16 protein-coding genes are annotated in these 16003 nt (G+C 33.9%); 15 read left to right on the forward strand and 1 reads right to left on the reverse strand.

The window, feature by feature from the left end; genetic code table 11:
- Window positions 1-208 precede the first annotated feature (208 nt).
- From ACP5S8_RS05800 to ACP5S8_RS05870, 15 genes are all read left to right on the forward strand, one after another.
- On the forward strand, window positions 209-487 hold the full coding sequence (locus ACP5S8_RS05800; RefSeq protein WP_461876069.1) for a hypothetical protein: 279 nt from the start codon (window positions 209-211) through the stop codon (window positions 485-487).
- A complete protein-coding gene (locus ACP5S8_RS05805) occupies window positions 484-801 on the forward strand; it encodes an ArsR/SmtB family transcription factor (protein ID WP_461876070.1) in 318 nt (105 codons plus the stop codon). The genes ACP5S8_RS05800 and ACP5S8_RS05805 overlap by 4 nt, the downstream gene beginning before the upstream one ends.
- A complete protein-coding gene (locus tag ACP5S8_RS05810; RefSeq protein WP_461876071.1) occupies window positions 798-1187 on the forward strand; it encodes an arsenate reductase ArsC in 390 nt (129 codons plus the stop codon). The genes ACP5S8_RS05805 and ACP5S8_RS05810 overlap by 4 nt, the downstream gene beginning before the upstream one ends.
- Window positions 1171-2454 carry a TolC family protein gene (locus tag ACP5S8_RS05815; RefSeq protein WP_461876072.1) on the forward strand — a complete coding sequence of 428 codons (1284 nt, stop codon included), beginning with the start codon at window positions 1171-1173 and terminating at the stop codon, window positions 2452-2454. Before ACP5S8_RS05810 ends, ACP5S8_RS05815 begins: the two co-directional genes overlap by 17 nt.
- Entirely contained in the window at window positions 2451-3614 is a 1164-nt protein-coding gene (locus ACP5S8_RS05820; RefSeq protein ID WP_461876073.1) for an efflux RND transporter periplasmic adaptor subunit, read from the forward strand. Before ACP5S8_RS05815 ends, ACP5S8_RS05820 begins: the two co-directional genes overlap by 4 nt.
- Window positions 3611-6712, forward strand: a complete 3102-nt coding sequence (locus ACP5S8_RS05825; RefSeq protein ID WP_461876074.1) for an efflux RND transporter permease subunit — start codon at window positions 3611-3613, stop codon at window positions 6710-6712. The genes ACP5S8_RS05820 and ACP5S8_RS05825 overlap by 4 nt, the downstream gene beginning before the upstream one ends.
- Window positions 6702-7259, forward strand: a complete 558-nt coding sequence (locus tag ACP5S8_RS05830) for a hypothetical protein (protein ID WP_461876075.1) — start codon at window positions 6702-6704, stop codon at window positions 7257-7259. The genes ACP5S8_RS05825 and ACP5S8_RS05830 overlap by 11 nt, the downstream gene beginning before the upstream one ends.
- Window positions 7241-7894, forward strand: a complete 654-nt coding sequence (locus ACP5S8_RS05835; protein ID WP_461876076.1) for a MarC family protein — start codon at window positions 7241-7243, stop codon at window positions 7892-7894. Before ACP5S8_RS05830 ends, ACP5S8_RS05835 begins: the two co-directional genes overlap by 19 nt.
- Before the next feature lie 28 nt (window positions 7895-7922).
- Window positions 7923-9374, forward strand: a complete 1452-nt coding sequence (locus tag ACP5S8_RS05840; protein WP_461876077.1) for a methyl-accepting chemotaxis protein — start codon at window positions 7923-7925, stop codon at window positions 9372-9374.
- Between the two features lie 36 nt (window positions 9375-9410).
- The gene (locus ACP5S8_RS05845; protein WP_461870945.1) at window positions 9411-9767 is read left to right on the forward strand and encodes a TraR/DksA family transcriptional regulator; all 357 of its coding nucleotides are present in this window, start codon (window positions 9411-9413) and stop codon (window positions 9765-9767) included.
- Entirely contained in the window at window positions 9760-10971 is a 1212-nt protein-coding gene (locus tag ACP5S8_RS05850; RefSeq protein ID WP_461870944.1) for an aminotransferase class I/II-fold pyridoxal phosphate-dependent enzyme, read from the forward strand. The genes ACP5S8_RS05845 and ACP5S8_RS05850 overlap by 8 nt, the downstream gene beginning before the upstream one ends.
- Before the next feature lie 112 nt (window positions 10972-11083).
- Window positions 11084-12520, forward strand: a complete 1437-nt coding sequence (locus ACP5S8_RS05855; protein WP_461870943.1) for a leucyl aminopeptidase — start codon at window positions 11084-11086, stop codon at window positions 12518-12520.
- Window positions 12517-13863 carry an NAD(P)/FAD-dependent oxidoreductase gene (locus tag ACP5S8_RS05860; RefSeq protein ID WP_461876078.1) on the forward strand — a complete coding sequence of 449 codons (1347 nt, stop codon included), beginning with the start codon at window positions 12517-12519 and terminating at the stop codon, window positions 13861-13863. Before ACP5S8_RS05855 ends, ACP5S8_RS05860 begins: the two co-directional genes overlap by 4 nt.
- 1 nt (window position 13864) lies before the next feature.
- The gene (hisS, locus tag ACP5S8_RS05865) at window positions 13865-15076 is read left to right on the forward strand and encodes a histidine--tRNA ligase (RefSeq protein WP_461876079.1); all 1212 of its coding nucleotides are present in this window, start codon (window positions 13865-13867) and stop codon (window positions 15074-15076) included.
- A gap of 163 nt (window positions 15077-15239) precedes the next feature.
- Window positions 15240-15665 carry a lysozyme inhibitor LprI family protein gene (locus ACP5S8_RS05870; RefSeq protein ID WP_461876080.1) on the forward strand — a complete coding sequence of 142 codons (426 nt, stop codon included), beginning with the start codon at window positions 15240-15242 and terminating at the stop codon, window positions 15663-15665.
- Between the two features lie 118 nt (window positions 15666-15783).
- Here the strand turns inward: ACP5S8_RS05870 and ACP5S8_RS05875 are convergent.
- A partial coding sequence (locus tag ACP5S8_RS05875; protein ID WP_461876081.1) for a hypothetical protein occupies window positions 15784-16003 on the reverse strand: 220 nt, incomplete at its 5' end.

The raw sequence follows: 16003 nt of genomic DNA on the forward strand, positions 1-16003 counted from the left end.
TTTAAAAGATAAAGAAAATATAAAATAGTCAAGTGAAATTGTAATGAAAAAATAAAATTTTTATAAAAATGTTAAATGATATTTACTTTATAGTTTAGAAATAATCGTAAGTAAATCTACCGTAAAGCAAAATAGCTGAGTAAAATCATTTTATATATAAAAATTTTTTTATATAATGAAATATAACTTTTGAAGGAGGTAAGTAACAATGGAAGGCAAAAAGATTAAGGATGTTAGCGAGTTAAAACAAACCGAAGACGGCGTTGTCATAGAGATAAAAGAAGATGTTGACCCACAAAAGATAGGACAAATAGTAGAAAACTGTAAAGCTGGGAAGTGTGAGTGTATGAGCAATGAAATGAAGGCTCGTGTTAGTTTTATGGATTTTAAAAACGAAAACGGAAAGCTTAGCATAGAGCTAAAAGGCGATATATCTAAAGAAGACATAGAAGCTTCTATGGAAAAGTCTAAAGTAATAGTAAAATGACTCAAAAAGATTTAAGACTTATATTTTACGCACTTTCTGATGATATAAGACTTGAAATTGTAAAAATAGTTATGTTAAAAAAAGAAGTATGTGTGTGTAGTTTTATGAGCTATTTTGATATGTCACAACCGCGCATTTCTTTTCATCTTAGAATTTTGAAAAACGCTTCTATACTAAAAGCTAGAAAAGAAGGTAAATGGACGTATTACTCCTTAAACGAAAACAACGAAATTATAAGAGTTTTGAAGAAATTTATATTGGAAGGTGTAGAAATAAAAGATATAGACAACATGTACTGTGAGGTAAAATCATGAACATAGCTTTTATATGCGTCGGAAACTCCTGCAGAAGTCAAATAGCAGAAGGCTACGGAAAGTATTTTTTAAAAAACCACAATGTATATTCGGCTGGCTTAAACCCCCAAAAAGCTATACACCCATTGGCTATAGAGGTAATGAAAGAAGATGGTATAGATATATCAAGTCAATATCCGAAATCCCTTGAAGATATTCCTCTTAATAGTTTAGATATGTATATAACTCTTTGCGATGAAGAAGCGTGTCCAAATATACCAAACGTAAAACATTTGCATTGGGGTATAAAAGATCCAGCCAAGACAAACGATATTAACATATTTAGAGAAGTAAGGGATATAATAAAAGAAAGGATTAAAGGTTTATTGTATGAAATTGAAAGCTAAAATTTTACTGTTCAACCTTTTTATAAGTGTTAGCTCGTTTTCTCTTAGCTTGGATAAAGCCATAGAGCTTAGTTTAAAGCACAACAACAATATACTAAAAGCTAAAAACAACATATATATAAAACAACAACGGCATAAGCAAGCGATAGTCTCAAAATTTGGTGAAGTAGAGTTAAACACCGATGTCTCTAAATACAACACCCCAAGGCTTCTTATACCTTTTGTACCAAAGCTACCTCTTTCTCCTAGCTCAATTCCACCAAGTGCTTACAATATGACAACCGTGTCAGTATCTTACACAGTTCCTCTTTTTACAGGTTTTAAGCTTTTACGAAATATAAAAATATCTGATTTAGCTTCAACGATTGCGAAATACAATTACCATCTTACAAAAAGACAGATAGTATTTAACGTATATTCTTTATATATAAATGGTATTATTCTTAAAAAAGAGCTTTTGGCTGAAGAAAAAAGGCTCAACGCTCTGCAAGAGTTATATAAAGATGTAAATCTTGGAGTCAATCTCGGCAAATTTGCTCCTGTGGATTTAATGAAGGTTCAATACGAGTTAGCTCTTACAAAATCTACTATAAAAACAATAAAAGACAACATAAACACAGTTAAGGCATCTCTAAATACTTTGACAGGCTTAGACTCTATAAGCTGGCATTTTGAACCTATAAAAATTCAAGAAGAACACTTTAAAAGCTTAAAAAATCTTATAGACATCGCTTTAAAAAATAGATATGAGCTAAAAATGGCAAAAGAAAACGAAAAAATAGCTAAAAACAAACTGTTTATAGCAAAAACCTCTTATTTGCCAAATATATACTTTAACTACACGTATACAAAAATAATAGGCGGTGGAGCAGAAGAACCTCAATGGAGTTATAACCTCATGGCTTCAATGCCTATATTTGATTTTGGAAAAAGATACTTTGATATACTGTCTGCCAACAAAGAATATCTAAACACAAAAAGAGATTACGATCAAACGCTTCTTAACATAAGAAAAGAGGTTGTGGAAGCGTATTCAAAGCTAAATTCTGCAAAAGAAAATCTTGAAGCTTCTAAAAAAGCCCTTTCTTACGCAAAAGAGGTTATGAGAATAGAGGAACTAAAGTATAAAACAGGAGCAGGGGATATGTACGATACGCTTTTAGCTATATCGAATTACTACAACACGCTTGCCAACATGTACAAAGATAAATACACATTATACCTTGTTCAAAAATATATGGATTACGTTTTAGGAGAAAAATTATGAAAGGGAAGGCTATTGGTATATTAATCGGTCTAAGCATAATAGTTTTAGCTATCTATGCTTTTATAAAAAGAAAAGAGTATATAGAAGCTGAAAAAGCAGCAAAGGCGTATCCTATCGTATTAAAAAGGACAACGACACAAGAGGGGAAAATAGCTGATAAAGAGGTATTTTTAGGAAAATTTGAACCAAAAGATGAAGCTAGCATATCATCAAGGGTAAGCGCATATATTTTGTACGTAGCAAAAGAAGGAACAAAAGTAAAAAAAGGAGATTTACTGGTAAAGTTAGATAATTCTAATATAGTAGCCAATATAAATGCTCTAAGAAACAACCAGCAAGCCCTTTCTTTCCAACAGCAGTCTTTAAAGAAAAATTTAGGCGCTTTAATGGTGAAATATCAAAACCAGAAAAAGATTTTTCAAAGAGACAAGGTACTTTACGAGAATAAGGCTATCTCAGAAGAGGCTTTTGAAAAATCTCAAGATTTATACCAAGAGGCTAAAGCTCAGTACGAGTCTACTATAAAACAAATAGAAGGGTTGTCTCAATCAATAGCCGCCGTTGGCAATCAAGCTAAAAGTTTAGAAGATGATTTAAAGTATACAAACATAGTTGCTCCTTTTGATGGTGTCGTATCTAAGCGCTATTTAAAAGAAGGGGATTTGGCGATACCTGGCAAACCCATAGTTGATTTAGAGGGCACAAGCGGTAAGTATGAAATTTATGTAGATGTGCCAGAAAGCTTTATAAAGTATGTAAAAGCAGGAGATGAAGAAACTATAAAATTAAACGGAAAAATCCAAAAGGCAATTGTAGAAACTATTATACCAAAAGCCCAAAACAACATGGTGACGATAAAACTCTACACAAATTCAAACAATATAAACGCCGTACCAGATATGTATATAAAAACATATTTAACAAAAGGGTTTTGTGAAGGCACCATTATACCAAATGATGCTGTGAACCACACCTCAAAAGGCTATTTTGCGCTTGAGATTGTAGACAACAGAGTCCATTGGGTTAAATTTACACCAAAAGCAAGAAATAGTAAATATTTTTGTACAAAAGATATACCACCAAACGTAGAACTTGGCTTAGCAAACAGATCAGAGATGCTATCTATTCAGGAAGGTGAAAAAATAGAGGTATATAAATGATAAATTATTACCTTAAAAAACCTCATGTAGTATTTGCTGGGCTTATTTTGGCTCTTTTTCTTGGTATAATAGGTTATTTTTCTTTGCCAAGAGACCTTTTCCCACCTTCTGATAGGCCTCAAGTAGCAGTTGTAACAGTAGAACCAGGAGCATCTGCTAAATATGTAGCTGATCACGTTAGCTCTGTAATAGAAAGAGAGCTGTATACCATAGATGGAGTACGAAGAGTTTATTCTGTTTCCCAAGATGGACTTTCTGTGGTAACAGCAGAGTTTCATTATGGCAAAAGTATTGGCCAGGCAGAAACAGATGTAGCAAACTCTATTACAAAAATTAAAAGTTTATTGCCATCGGATATAAAAGAACCTGCCATATACGAAATTACCTCTTACACTCCTCCCGTAGTAGTTCTAGGGGTTTGGCCTAAGAAGGGTTCCAATTTATCATTAGGTGATGTAAGATATATAGCAGAAAACTATATAAAACCATCTCTTTTAAGAACCGGCGTAGTCTCAAACGTGGATGTTTTTGGCGGCTATCAAAAGGAAATAGATGTAGAAATAAATCCTATAAAACTAGCAGCTTACAACCTAACCCCTTCAGATGTTATAGATGCTATAAAGTTTGCCAACAAAGATGTGCCAATGGGAATAGTTCTAAACAAACACTCCCAATACGTATTTAAATTAAAAACAGAGGCAAAAACTTTAAATCAAATTAAAAATATATACATAACTCCAAATGTGATGTTAAAAGACGTTGCCACCGTAAAATACGGTATAGAAGACCCACGGTCTATGTACAGAGCAAACGAACATCAAGCTATAGCACTAGCCATAGAAAGACCTTATGGAGGAGCTGCCCTTACTACTATAAACGCAGTTTATAAGCTTTTGCCAAAATTAAGAAATGAATTTCCCGAGCTAAACATACAAGTAGCAGATTCTCAAAAAAGGCTCATAGAACTTTCCAATACAAATATGTTTGAGGCTTTAAGAGATGCCATAATATTTACTTCTTTGGTAATTTTTATATTTTTAGCAGATTTAAGGATGACTCTTATTTCAGCTATGTCTATCCCTTTTGTCTATGCTGCTACCATAGGTGTTATGTGGATACTTGGAATAGAATTTAATTTAGTAACTCTAACAGCCATAATACTTGCACTCGGCATGCTAGTGGATGATGCCATAGTGATACTTGAAAATATAGAAAGGCATTACGTTGAGCTTCACAAAAGTCCAATACAGGCAGCTGTAGATGGTACTAAAGAGGTTATGCTTGTGGTATTTGCTGGGACATTGTCTACTTCCGTAGTGCTTTTACCACTTCTATTTGTAGGTAGCTATCCAGAGCGTATCTTTAGACCTTTGGCTGGGACTCTTATAATAGCTGTTTTGGTATCTTATATAGTGTCTATAACATTTATACCTATAGTTAGTACAAGATTTTTAAAATCGGAGACAAAAAAGCTCCCATTTGAGGCTTTTATAAACAATGTTGTAGAAAAAGTTTTAAACCCTTTAAAGAACTTTTATATAAGCTGGAACGCTCTTATGATAAACAACAAAATAGCTATGAGGATTTTCATGATACTTGGGGTGCTGCTTTTTGTAATAAGCCTAAGAGATATTATGCCGCTAGAGGGAAGAGACCTTATGCCACCTATGGATACAGGTATCGCTATAGCAAAAATCACTTTTTACCCAAATACCTCTATATATCAAGTAGATAAAGAAACAGCTAAGATAGAAAAATTCATATATAGCCTAAAATCAAATAACATATACGTGACAAAGACAATATCAACCGCTATCGGCACAGAGCCAGGGGTTTTTACAATAGGTGGTGGTACGCCATACCAAGTATCAATGACTATACATTTTGTAAATCGTTTTAAAAGAACAAAAACTTTGTGGCAGTTAGAAGATGAGATTAGAAATTTCATACATAAGCTACCGGATGTAGAATATGCAAACGTTTACGATTATGGGGCTACCGCTGTTTCTTCTATAACGGCAAATCTTGATGTTACGCTTTTTAGCCCTTCTTTAAAAGCCTTAAACGAAACGGGTAGCGAAATTATGAAAGTGCTTGCCCATACAAAGGGACTAAAATCTTATTCAAGATCTTGGGACATGAATGCCATAGAGTACGATTTTAAAATAGATAAGCAAAAGTGCGCTTTTTATCATACTACACCTTTTAACGTAGCTTCTCAAGTAGCTCAAGGGTTAAGCGGCGTTGTATCTTCTGTCTTTACTATACCAAATCAAACTGGTTATCTTATAAGGGTTATAGCTTATAATCACGATAGAGACAAAATTGGTAAGTTTAAAACCTATCCTATAAAAACGCCTGATGGTTTTATACCTTTAGAGGCGTTTGGACATTTTGTCGTAAGTCATCAGCCTACGCTTATTACAAGGCAGGCCATGGAATACACGCTTGACCTTTACGGCTATAGGTCCACATATCCAATCACCCATATAATGGATAGCTTCTATAGAGAGTTTAAAAAATTTCATATAAAATTGCCACCAAACGTAAAAATGGAGCAAACTGGTGATATATCAATGATGACGGATGCCATGGGAAGGATGGCAAAGGCTATAGGTATAGGTATAGTGCTTCTTTACCTTGTTTTGGTTCCTGTATTTGGTTCTTGGCGTTCACCGCTTGCCATAATGCTTGCAATACCTCTAGGTGCAATAGGTGGTGCTTGGGCTTTACTCATAATGGACAAACATGGTTCTTTGCCTGCTATTATGGGTTTTGTGCTTTTAGGAAGCATAATTGTCAAAAATTCAATACTTTTGATAGATTTTATTCAAGAAAGACAAAAAGAAGGCATGAATCTAAAAGAAGCCATATCAGAAAGCATAAGACTAAGGACAAGGCCGGTTTTAATGACAGCTTTTGGAACCGCCGTTGGTATGATACCAATAGCTTTGGAATGGGCTATAGGACTTGAAAGATTGGCACCTCTTGCGGCTGTGGCTATAGGCGGTCTTCTAATAGGTACATTTTTAAGCTTGGTTTATGTACCTACTTTTTACTATTTACTTTCCAAAAAGCCTAAAAACGATGAAAGGTAAATTTTATATACCAATAGCTTTATCTATTTTAATTTCTATATTAGCTTTTATAGAAGCTTTTGAGGAAAGTATAAGATATCGTACAATGTTTTATTTAGATACAGTAAATTATTATGCTGGATATGTATTTTTGTTTGTTTATATAATACCTTTGATAATAATATTGTTTAATATAAAAAGCTTAAAAGAACAGAAAGCTTATCCTATAACTATATTTTACAGTATAGTGGGTCTTGTGTTGAGTATTTTTATAAGCGTAAAAAAAGCTAACGAGCTTCTTGATTTTATCGTGAAATACCATCCTTACATATATATCTTACCAATGTTAATAATAGCTGTTAGTTTAAAAAAGCTAAATAAAAAGTTTTTCTTGCTCACGCTTTTTATAATATTGATATATACAGCTTTTCTAATAAAATATTTAAAATTACCCCATATTTATATAAATTTTTCGTCTTCATATACGAGATTGATCATCACTTATTTAATCCTTATGCTTCTACAATTAATAACTTATAATAAAAGTAAATGGAAAGAGCCGAAATAGTAAACTATTTATATTTTGTAATAAAATATAGCATATCTATATTTGCGATACTAAATCCTTTCGGTGCTTTACCGGTATTAGTTAGTTTAACTGCTGGTTATTCAAAGGAAGATATAGCTTACGTAGTTAGAAAATCTTCTATGTACGCTGGTTTTATATTGATATTTTTTGTAGTATTTGGAGATATTCTTTTTGAAATATTTGGTATAGGTATTGATGCTTTTCAAATAGGTGGTGGTATAATTCTTGCTTTTGTTTCTATGAATATGATTTTTGGACAACCACATAAAGAAAGGGCTTCTAGTCAGGACTTGACAGAAGTAGAGCAAAAAGAAAACATATCGGTAGTACCATTAGCAATTCCACTACTTTCTGGGCCAGGAGCTATAAGCACTGTTATAACTATAGCATCATCAGCCCACACTTTTCTTTACCACGCACTCTTGGTTTTATCAATAGGAATTGCTTGTTTTGGAGTATTTTTGGTTTTTAAAAGCTCTGATAAAATTACAAGGTTGTTGGGAAGGATTGGTATAAATGTACTGTCAAGACTTATGGGGGTGCTTTTGATGGCTTTAGCAATGCAGTTTGTGATAAAAGGTTTACTTTTAGCTTTTCCTGTTTTAAGAAAATGAATGAACATTCTATGTTATAATATTTTCTATGAAAAGGTTATCCTCGTTAGAAAAGATTCAATACGCTAATATTTTATCTATAGTAATTTTTACTATATCGTTGGCGGTAGAAGTTTACCAATATGGGCTTTTCGATGTTGCCAGAATATTGAATATTTTCAACTTTTTAGCGGCTTGGTTTATATTCGTAAATATAAGGAAAGTTCAATCGTTTATAAAAGATACTGCCAGTGTATTAAAACAAGCTTCCGATGGTGAGCTAACAAATAGAATAACCACTCATGATGCTGGTGAATTAGAGTTATTAAGAGATAGCGTAAATAGCTTGTTGAATCAAATAGAAAGCTTTATCATAGATTTAACAAATATAATAAAAGCTGCATCTAGTAAAAATACCGATGTAAAAATAGACGAGTCTATATTCAAAGGTAGTTTTTCTGAGGTAGCAAAAGGATTTAAAGAGCTTTTAAATTTAATAGATGAAAACGAAAGATTTATGGAAAGAGCAAGATTTTCTCAAGAACTTTCTAAAATAGGTGGAGGAATATCTTCTAATCTAAAGTTAATAGAAAAAGACATAAAAAATATATTTAACAAGTTAAACGTAATAAAAGACCAAAGTGCCCAAACATCTCAGCTATCAAAGGATGCTACCAAAGATGTAGAGGATGTAGTAAAAGATTTACAAAACATTTTAGAAGATATTAAAAATTCGAATGAGTCTATACAAGCTCTTATATCTAAAACAGAGAGTATAACTAAGATATTAAGCGTTATAAGAGAGATTGCTGATCAAACAAATATGTTGTCTTTAAATGCTGCAATAGAAGCAGCTCGTGCAGGTGAACAGGGAAGAGGCTTTGCAGTGGTAGCAGAGGAAGTAAGAAAGCTATCCACAAAAACTCAGAAAGCTACAGACGATATTGCGAAAGTTATCACAGAACTTCAAATATACAATAAAGAAGCTAGCAACCGCATTGACGAGATGATAAAAAGCGCATCCCTTTCTACAAAGTCAATATATAAATTAAAGGATGTGATAGAAGAATTTGATAAATCCGCTGAATACAACGCAAATCTTGTTTTATATTTATCAGACGTAGCCGGTATGCTTTCTAAAAAGATAAGCCATATAATTTTCAAGCATCAAACCTTCACATCGGTATACATCAACAAACTAACTTTTGATTATAAAGATGAGAACAGCTGTGAATGCGGTATATGGTATAACTCAGAAAATGCAAATAGATTTAGAAAATATAACGAGTTTAACGTCATCGGCGAGCTTCATAAGGAATTTCACAATCTTGTTTACGATATTGTGTCTAAAATAAACAAAGGTGAAGATCTATTTAATTATAAGGAACAACTTTTAGATACGTTAAATAGATTAGAAAATCTAAGTAGAGAAATGTTTGAGTATACTGATAAAATTGTAGAAAATGAAGAAAAAGAAATGCTTATTAGTGAAAAAATTTAATAGCTTTTCGGATAAAAATACATTATATTATTATATATGCTTACAGAAGAACAGTTGAATGAGCTTAAGAATATGCTAATAGAGCAAAAAAATATGATAATAGAAAGATTGGAAAAACAAATAGACGATGTAGAAGATGTCACTTTTTCAGGTGGAGATGAGTTAGACAGAGGAGGACTTGAAGGTTCTAGGCTTTTACGATATAGAACTACCGATAGAGAAACGAAACTACTTAAAAAAATTGAATATACGCTAGCTAAGATAGAAAACGGTACGTATGGATATTGTGAAATATGTGGAACAGAGATACCCTACGAGAGGTTGAAAGCAAGGCCAGTCACAAGCATGTGTATAAAGTGCAAAGAGTTAGAAGAGGAGAATGAAGATGGATAATTGGATGTTTCCGCGTATCAAAAATTTACCGCCATACGTATTTGCTGTTGTAAATGAGCTTAAAACAAATATGCGAAAAAATAACGAAGACGTTATAGATCTGGGTATGGGAAATCCAGATTTACCGCCAAACCAAGATGTTATAGACAAACTCTGTGAGACTGCGAAAAAGCCGGATGTACATGGTTATTCAGCATCAAAAGGCATACCAGGTTTAAGGAGAGCTATAGCAAATTTTTATAAGAAAAGATACGACGTAGATTTGGATAAAGATAAAGAAGTTGTAATGACAATGGGAGCAAAAGAAGGCTATTCCCATCTTATGCTTGCTATGTTATCGCCAGGAGACAGTATAGTGGTAAGCAATCCAACATACCCCATACACTATTATGCACCTATTATAAGCGGAGGTAACGTGATAAGCATAAATATAGAAGAACCTGATTCAGAAGATTTTGAGAACAAATATCTTGAAAATCTGTATAATTTAGTTAAAAATAGTTTAAAAAAGCCGGTAGCCATAGTGCTTAGCTTTCCTCACAATCCTACAACGGCTACTGTTAGTCTCGAATTTTTCAAAGAGGTGGTAGCTTTTGCAAAATCAAAAGATATATGGCTAATACACGATTTTGCTTATGCTGATCTTGGTTTTGATGGATATACACCGCCTTCTATACTTCAAGTAGAGGGAGCCAAAGATATTGCTGTAGAGCTTTACTCTATGTCAAAGGGTTTTTCTATGGCAGGTTGGCGAGTGGCTTTTATGGTAGGCAATGAAATACTTGTTAAGAATCTTGTTCATCTTAAAAGCTACTTAGACTACGGTTTGTTTACGCCAATTCAAGTAGCTTCTATAAAAGCGTTAGACGGAGATTATTCTTTCGTAGAAAAAAATAGGGATATATACAAAAAAAGAAGGGATGTGTTGATAAAAGGCTTAAACGATATGGGTTGGCATGTAAAACCCCCAAAAGCTGGCATGTTCGTATGGGCTAAGATACCCTCTTCTCTTAATATGAATTCTTTGGATTTTTCAATGTACTTGCTAAAAGAAGCTAAAGTAGCCGTCTCTCCCGGTGTGGGTTTTGGTGAGATGGGAGAAGGATATGTTAGGTTTGCTTTGGTAGAAAATGAAAAACGAATAAGGCAAGCCATAAAAAACATGAAAAAAGTCTTAAGCCATCAGCTTAAACTTAGTGCATAATATATGTATACAGTCCAAATACCGCCTGCTGAGGCATGGACACACCATAATGGCGGGATAAAAATACCTCAGCCCAAGCCAGCATGTTAGGTTTGGTTTTAATGGCAAGGTTATGTTTGTAAACTCTGTTAAAAGTGTAAAACCAGAAGATGTAAAAGTTTTCCTGATAGAAGGAACTTCTTTAGAGCTTTTAGAAAAACATATTAAAAATTTCAAAAGCCTGAAACCCATTATAGAAAAAACAATGGAAGTCGAAAGGTTTAAAGGTAAAAAGGGTGAATTTATAAAACTTATAGACCCCATTACTTATATATATTCTTTAGGAGAACCAGATAAGATTACAGAAGACGTATATAGAGAAGTTGCATCAAAAGCAAGTGCAAAATTAAAAAAAGACAAGATACCTAAAGCTGTATTAATAGCCGATACAAAATATTCAAGAGCTATAACCGAAGGGCTTTTACTAGGAAACTATGATTTCGATAAGTATAGGACCAAAGATAAGGAAGAAAAATTTGATGTAGAGGCTGTCAATATATTAAACGGTGATCAAAAGGATATAAATATAGGCAGTATAGTAGCCGATGCTCAAATCTTTGCAAGAAATCTGGTAAATGAACCAGGATGTGTAATAAATCCGATAACGCTTGCAAATATAGCAAAAGAAGAGTGCGAAAAAGTTGGTTTAGAAGTTAATGTATACGATGAAAAATGGATTCAAGAGCAAAATATGAACGGCCTTTGGATGGTTGGTAAGGGCTCAGAAACTCCACCGAGGTTTATACATATAATCTATAAACCTAAGAAGAATAAGAAGAATAGAAAGAAGCTAGCTATAGTAGGTAAAGGTCTTACGTTTGACAGCGGTGGGCTAAATATAAAAACTGGTGATTATATGAGAACTATGAAGTTAGACAAGTCTGGTGCTTGCAACACTATAGCTATCATGAGAGCCATAGCAAAACTCGAACCAGATGTTGAAGTACATGGGTTTATAGGAGCAGCTGAAAACATGCCAGATGGCAAAGCTTATAGACCAGACGATATAATAGTGTTTAGAAACGGTAAGACTGCCGAAATAGACAATACGGATGCAGAGGGTAGAGTTACTTTGGCAGACGTTTTGTCTTATGCTTCTGAGCAAAAACCAGATGTCATCATAGATATGGCTACCCTTACCGGCGCTTGCGTTGTGGCGCTTGGCGAATTCACTGCAGGGCTTTTCGTAAATGACCAAGAACTAGGGAACACGCTTTTAGAGCTTTCCAAAAAAACTGGTGAAAGGTTATGGCAACTACCATTAGACGATGATAACCTAAGAGAGAAGATAAAGTCTCCCGTGGCGGATATTAAAAACACAGGGGGAAGATACGGCGGTGCGATAACGGCTGCTATGTTCTTACAAGAGTTTGTAGCAGATGGTATAAAATGGGCTCACCTTGATATAGCAGGGCCAGCTTTCACCGAAAAGGAGTATAAATACTATTCAAAAGGCGGTACAGGCTTTGGGGTAAGGACGCTTATTGACTATATATTAAATACAAAATGATAGTAATAGTAGGAAACGGCCCTGCGGCCGTTAGTGCCGTAGAGGCTATACGAAAGATAGATAAAGAAGTTCCCATAAGGCTTTTTTCCGCTGAGAGTTTTCCAGCTTATGCTCCAAACTGCATGGAAAATGTAATTAGAGAAGATATTGGCGAAGAAGCTCTTTTTTTCAAAGGTGGCTTTGAGTTTTATAAAAAAAACAACGTTGATATCATTTTAGAAACTCCAATAGTAGAAATAGACCCTGATACTAAAAGCCTAAAAACCAAAAGCGGTGAGACATATAAATACGATAAGTGTCTTGTGGCTATAGGTGCTTATTCTTTTATACCTCCCATAGAAGGTGTAGACTTAGAAGGTGTGTTTAGCGCTAAAAGCTTACCAGATGTTTATAAAATAAAAGATTACCTAAAAAGAAACGAGGTAAAAGATATTGTTATCATAGGAGCAGGTCCAATAGGCGTAGAAGACGCACAAACGCTTCTACACATGGGATACAAGGTGCACGTTGTAGAGATATTCGACAGAATACTTCCAAGAATGCTTGATCATCAAATGTCTTATATTTATCAACAAGCTTTAGAAAAAGAAGGTATAAATTTTTATACCGGGCATCAGGTTATTGCTATCCAAGGAAAAGACGGAAAAGTCAAATCTGTATTGGTAAAAAAGCTGTCAAACGACCATAGTTTTGAAATAAATGCCGAAATGGTGATTATGTCAGTAGGGGTAAGACCTATTGTAAACGTAGTTAAAAATGTGGAAATACATAAAGAAAATGGAAGAATTGTGGGTGGTATACTAACCAACGAGTATCAAGAAACATCTTCAAAAGATTTGTACGCTGCTGGTGATATATGCTCAAGCGTTGATATATGGGGGAATCACAGGTGGATAGCTCTTTTTCCAGCCGCTGTTCAAGAAGGTTATGTAGCTGGTTTTAACATGGTAGGTAAAAAAACTATAAACACCGGAAGCGTTGATTACAACGCAGTAAAAACAAAAAAGGTAACAGCTGGTTCTGGCGGTCTTTTTGATGATGCCGATCAATCTTTGGTCTTTGAGAAAGATGGAGTGTTTTTTAAAATCTTTATAAAAAACGACTTAGTATATGGATACCAATTTGTAGGGTATAAAAACCCCATCAAACTAAACCCAAAGAATAGATTTTTATCCTCAAAAGAAATAAAAATGGGCGGTATCGGCTTAGAATCTTCAGGTGTTTTAATGCACCATTTTATGAGAACGAAAAAACCGCTTACTAAGTTTGATATAGAATCTATGAAGATGGGTAATTTAAGAGCCCTTTCAAATCCAGCTAAAGATATACCTCTTTGGGTATAGTATGGAAAATATAAAAGCTATAAGAGGATTTGACGATATCTTCTTTGAAGAAGCCAAGAAATTTAGGTATATAACAAATACTTTTAGAGAGCTTTTTAGATTATACAATTTTGAAGAAATAATTCTTCCTATAGTTGAATACAAGGAGCTTTTTGATAGAAGCGTGGGTGAAATCACAGACATTGTTCAAAAAGAGATGTTTGTTTTTGAAGATAAGAGCAAAAGAGTATTAGCATTAAGACCAGAAGGTACAGCCGGAGTGGTAAGGTCGGTAATAGAACACGGTATGCTTTACAAGAAGCCCTTTTTAAAACTTTTTTACGAAGGGCCTATGTTTAGATATGAAAGACCACAATCTGGTAGAAAACGCCAGTTTCATCAAATAGGCTGTGAGGTTTTGGGCCTTGATAATCCAATCACCGATTTTGAAATAATAAAGCTTTGTTTTGATGCTTTTAAAAAACTAAATATAGATATTACGCTTGAAATAAACTCAATTGGATGTCCCGTATGTAGACCAAAATACAGAGAAGCCCTAACAAATTATCTCAAAGATATCGAAGGACTATGTAAAGATTGCGAGGAAAGGCGCTTTAAAAATCCTCTAAGAGTTTTGGATTGCAAAGTTGAAACTTGTAAAGAACTCACCAAAGAAGCTCCTGTGATGATTGATTATCTTTGTGAAAACTGCTCTAACCATTATAAAAGCCTAAAAACCTATTTGGACTCTTTTGGAGTGCCTTATAAAGAAAATCCGCGACTTGTGAGAGGTTTAGATTATTATACAAAAACTGTATTTGAGTTTATAAAAGATGGTCTTACGCTTTTAGCCGGTGGAAGATACGATAACTTAGTAGAAAGTTTGGGTGGTCCAAAAACGCCGGCTGTGGGTTTTGCCGCTGGTATAGAACGTATTATGTTATTTTTAAAATCCGAATACAAAGAAGATTTGTATGCTGTAGTTTATATAGAAAACACGGTAGTAGAAGCTTTAAAAGTTGCAAACATACTAAGGGAGAAAGGGAAAAGGGTGGAACTTGTATCCAAAGGGTCAAATTTAAAGAAAAAGCTTGAGATAGCTGATAAGTTAGGCGCTTCTTACGCATTAATAATCGGACCAGAAGAATTGAAAAAAGGTGTTTATATATTAAAAAATATGAACACAAAAGAACAACAGGAGATAGAAAACTTAGAACAATTGTTTAGCACATAATGGATAAGTATATCACAGCTTATTGTTAGTCCTTGGTATACTTGTCACAATGTACTGAACTCGCACACAGCTCAAGTGTCACTTTAGAACAAGCTATATATGGTATAATATTTAATAAAAAAATAGATTAAGACTAGAAATTTAACTACCAAAGGAGGTTTGGATGAGAAAATTAATTAACTTAGCCGTTGCGGTTTCTTTAATAGCAGGGTTGCTACCAAATGTTGTATACGCTAGACAAAAGGATCCTATAGACGCTTGGCTTGATAAATGCTTAGACAAACACCAAACCGATGCTGGCATGATGAATTGTACAGAAAAAGCACAACAAATGTGGAATGCACGTTTAAACAAAGTATATAGAGAACTTTTAAGCAAACTGAACCCAAAGCAAAGAGAAGATTTAATACGAAGCGAAAGAAATTGGGTTAACTTTGCTGAAAGTGAAACACGATTTATAAATGATACTTACTTCAGCGCTATGGGAACCATGTACTACTTAATGGGCGACGACGATATCATGGAACTTTACAAGCGAAGGGCTCTACAGCTTCAAGGATACTTGGATGATATAAAACAAATGCAGTAATACTTGCAGGCAATGATTGTATAACTTCAACAATAAGTTTGATGCATATATGCACAAGTTCACAAACACCATGAACACTTACTTCTGTTAAAAAATAACAAAAATACTACGCGAGACTCTAATACAAAGATAAGTAATTGCTGATAAAAAAGTATGTATCAGTGCCAGAATAGTTAGTTATATATTGGCAAGAGCTGTTTATGGAAAATCCATGAGTCATAGCGGTATAAAAATCGTTTTGAGTAGGAGTATCAGTTACTATTATGCACACATTAGAAGATGGTTCTTGGCTGTAAGAGGTGTTGTAGTTTAAAAAGTTTTGAAATGTGTCTTCATAG

Origin of the sequence: Hydrogenobaculum sp. (genome assembly GCF_049967395.1) — a bacterium.
Taxonomy (GTDB): Bacteria; Aquificota; Aquificia; order Aquificales; family Aquificaceae; genus Hydrogenobaculum.

Excerpts from the sequence above, each read along its gene's own strand:
- ACP5S8_RS05830 (WP_461876075.1), top strand. The coding sequence starts at position 6,702 with ATGAAAGGTAAATTTTATATACCAATAGCTTTATCTATTTTAATTTCT.
- ACP5S8_RS05840 (WP_461876077.1), top strand. The coding sequence starts at position 7,923 with ATGAAAAGGTTATCCTCGTTAGAAAAGATTCAATACGCTAATATTTTA.
- ACP5S8_RS05825 (WP_461876074.1), top strand. The coding sequence starts at position 3,611 with ATGATAAATTATTACCTTAAAAAACCTCATGTAGTATTTGCTGGGCTT.
- ACP5S8_RS05810 (WP_461876071.1), top strand. The coding sequence starts at position 798 with ATGAACATAGCTTTTATATGCGTCGGAAACTCCTGCAGAAGTCAAATA.
- hisS (WP_461876079.1), top strand. The coding sequence starts at position 13,865 with ATGGAAAATATAAAAGCTATAAGAGGATTTGACGATATCTTCTTTGAA.
- ACP5S8_RS05805 (WP_461876070.1), top strand. The coding sequence starts at position 484 with ATGACTCAAAAAGATTTAAGACTTATATTTTACGCACTTTCTGATGAT.
- ACP5S8_RS05835 (WP_461876076.1), top strand. The coding sequence starts at position 7,241 with ATGGAAAGAGCCGAAATAGTAAACTATTTATATTTTGTAATAAAATAT.
- ACP5S8_RS05800 (WP_461876069.1), top strand. The coding sequence starts at position 209 with ATGGAAGGCAAAAAGATTAAGGATGTTAGCGAGTTAAAACAAACCGAA.
- ACP5S8_RS05845 (WP_461870945.1), top strand. The coding sequence starts at position 9,411 with ATGCTTACAGAAGAACAGTTGAATGAGCTTAAGAATATGCTAATAGAG.
- ACP5S8_RS05860 (WP_461876078.1), top strand. The coding sequence starts at position 12,517 with ATGATAGTAATAGTAGGAAACGGCCCTGCGGCCGTTAGTGCCGTAGAG.
- ACP5S8_RS05820 (WP_461876073.1), top strand. The coding sequence starts at position 2,451 with ATGAAAGGGAAGGCTATTGGTATATTAATCGGTCTAAGCATAATAGTT.
- ACP5S8_RS05815 (WP_461876072.1), top strand. The coding sequence starts at position 1,171 with ATGAAATTGAAAGCTAAAATTTTACTGTTCAACCTTTTTATAAGTGTT.
- ACP5S8_RS05870 (WP_461876080.1), top strand. The coding sequence starts at position 15,240 with ATGAGAAAATTAATTAACTTAGCCGTTGCGGTTTCTTTAATAGCAGGG.
- ACP5S8_RS05850 (WP_461870944.1), top strand. The coding sequence starts at position 9,760 with ATGGATAATTGGATGTTTCCGCGTATCAAAAATTTACCGCCATACGTA.
- ACP5S8_RS05855 (WP_461870943.1), top strand. The coding sequence starts at position 11,084 with ATGTTTGTAAACTCTGTTAAAAGTGTAAAACCAGAAGATGTAAAAGTT.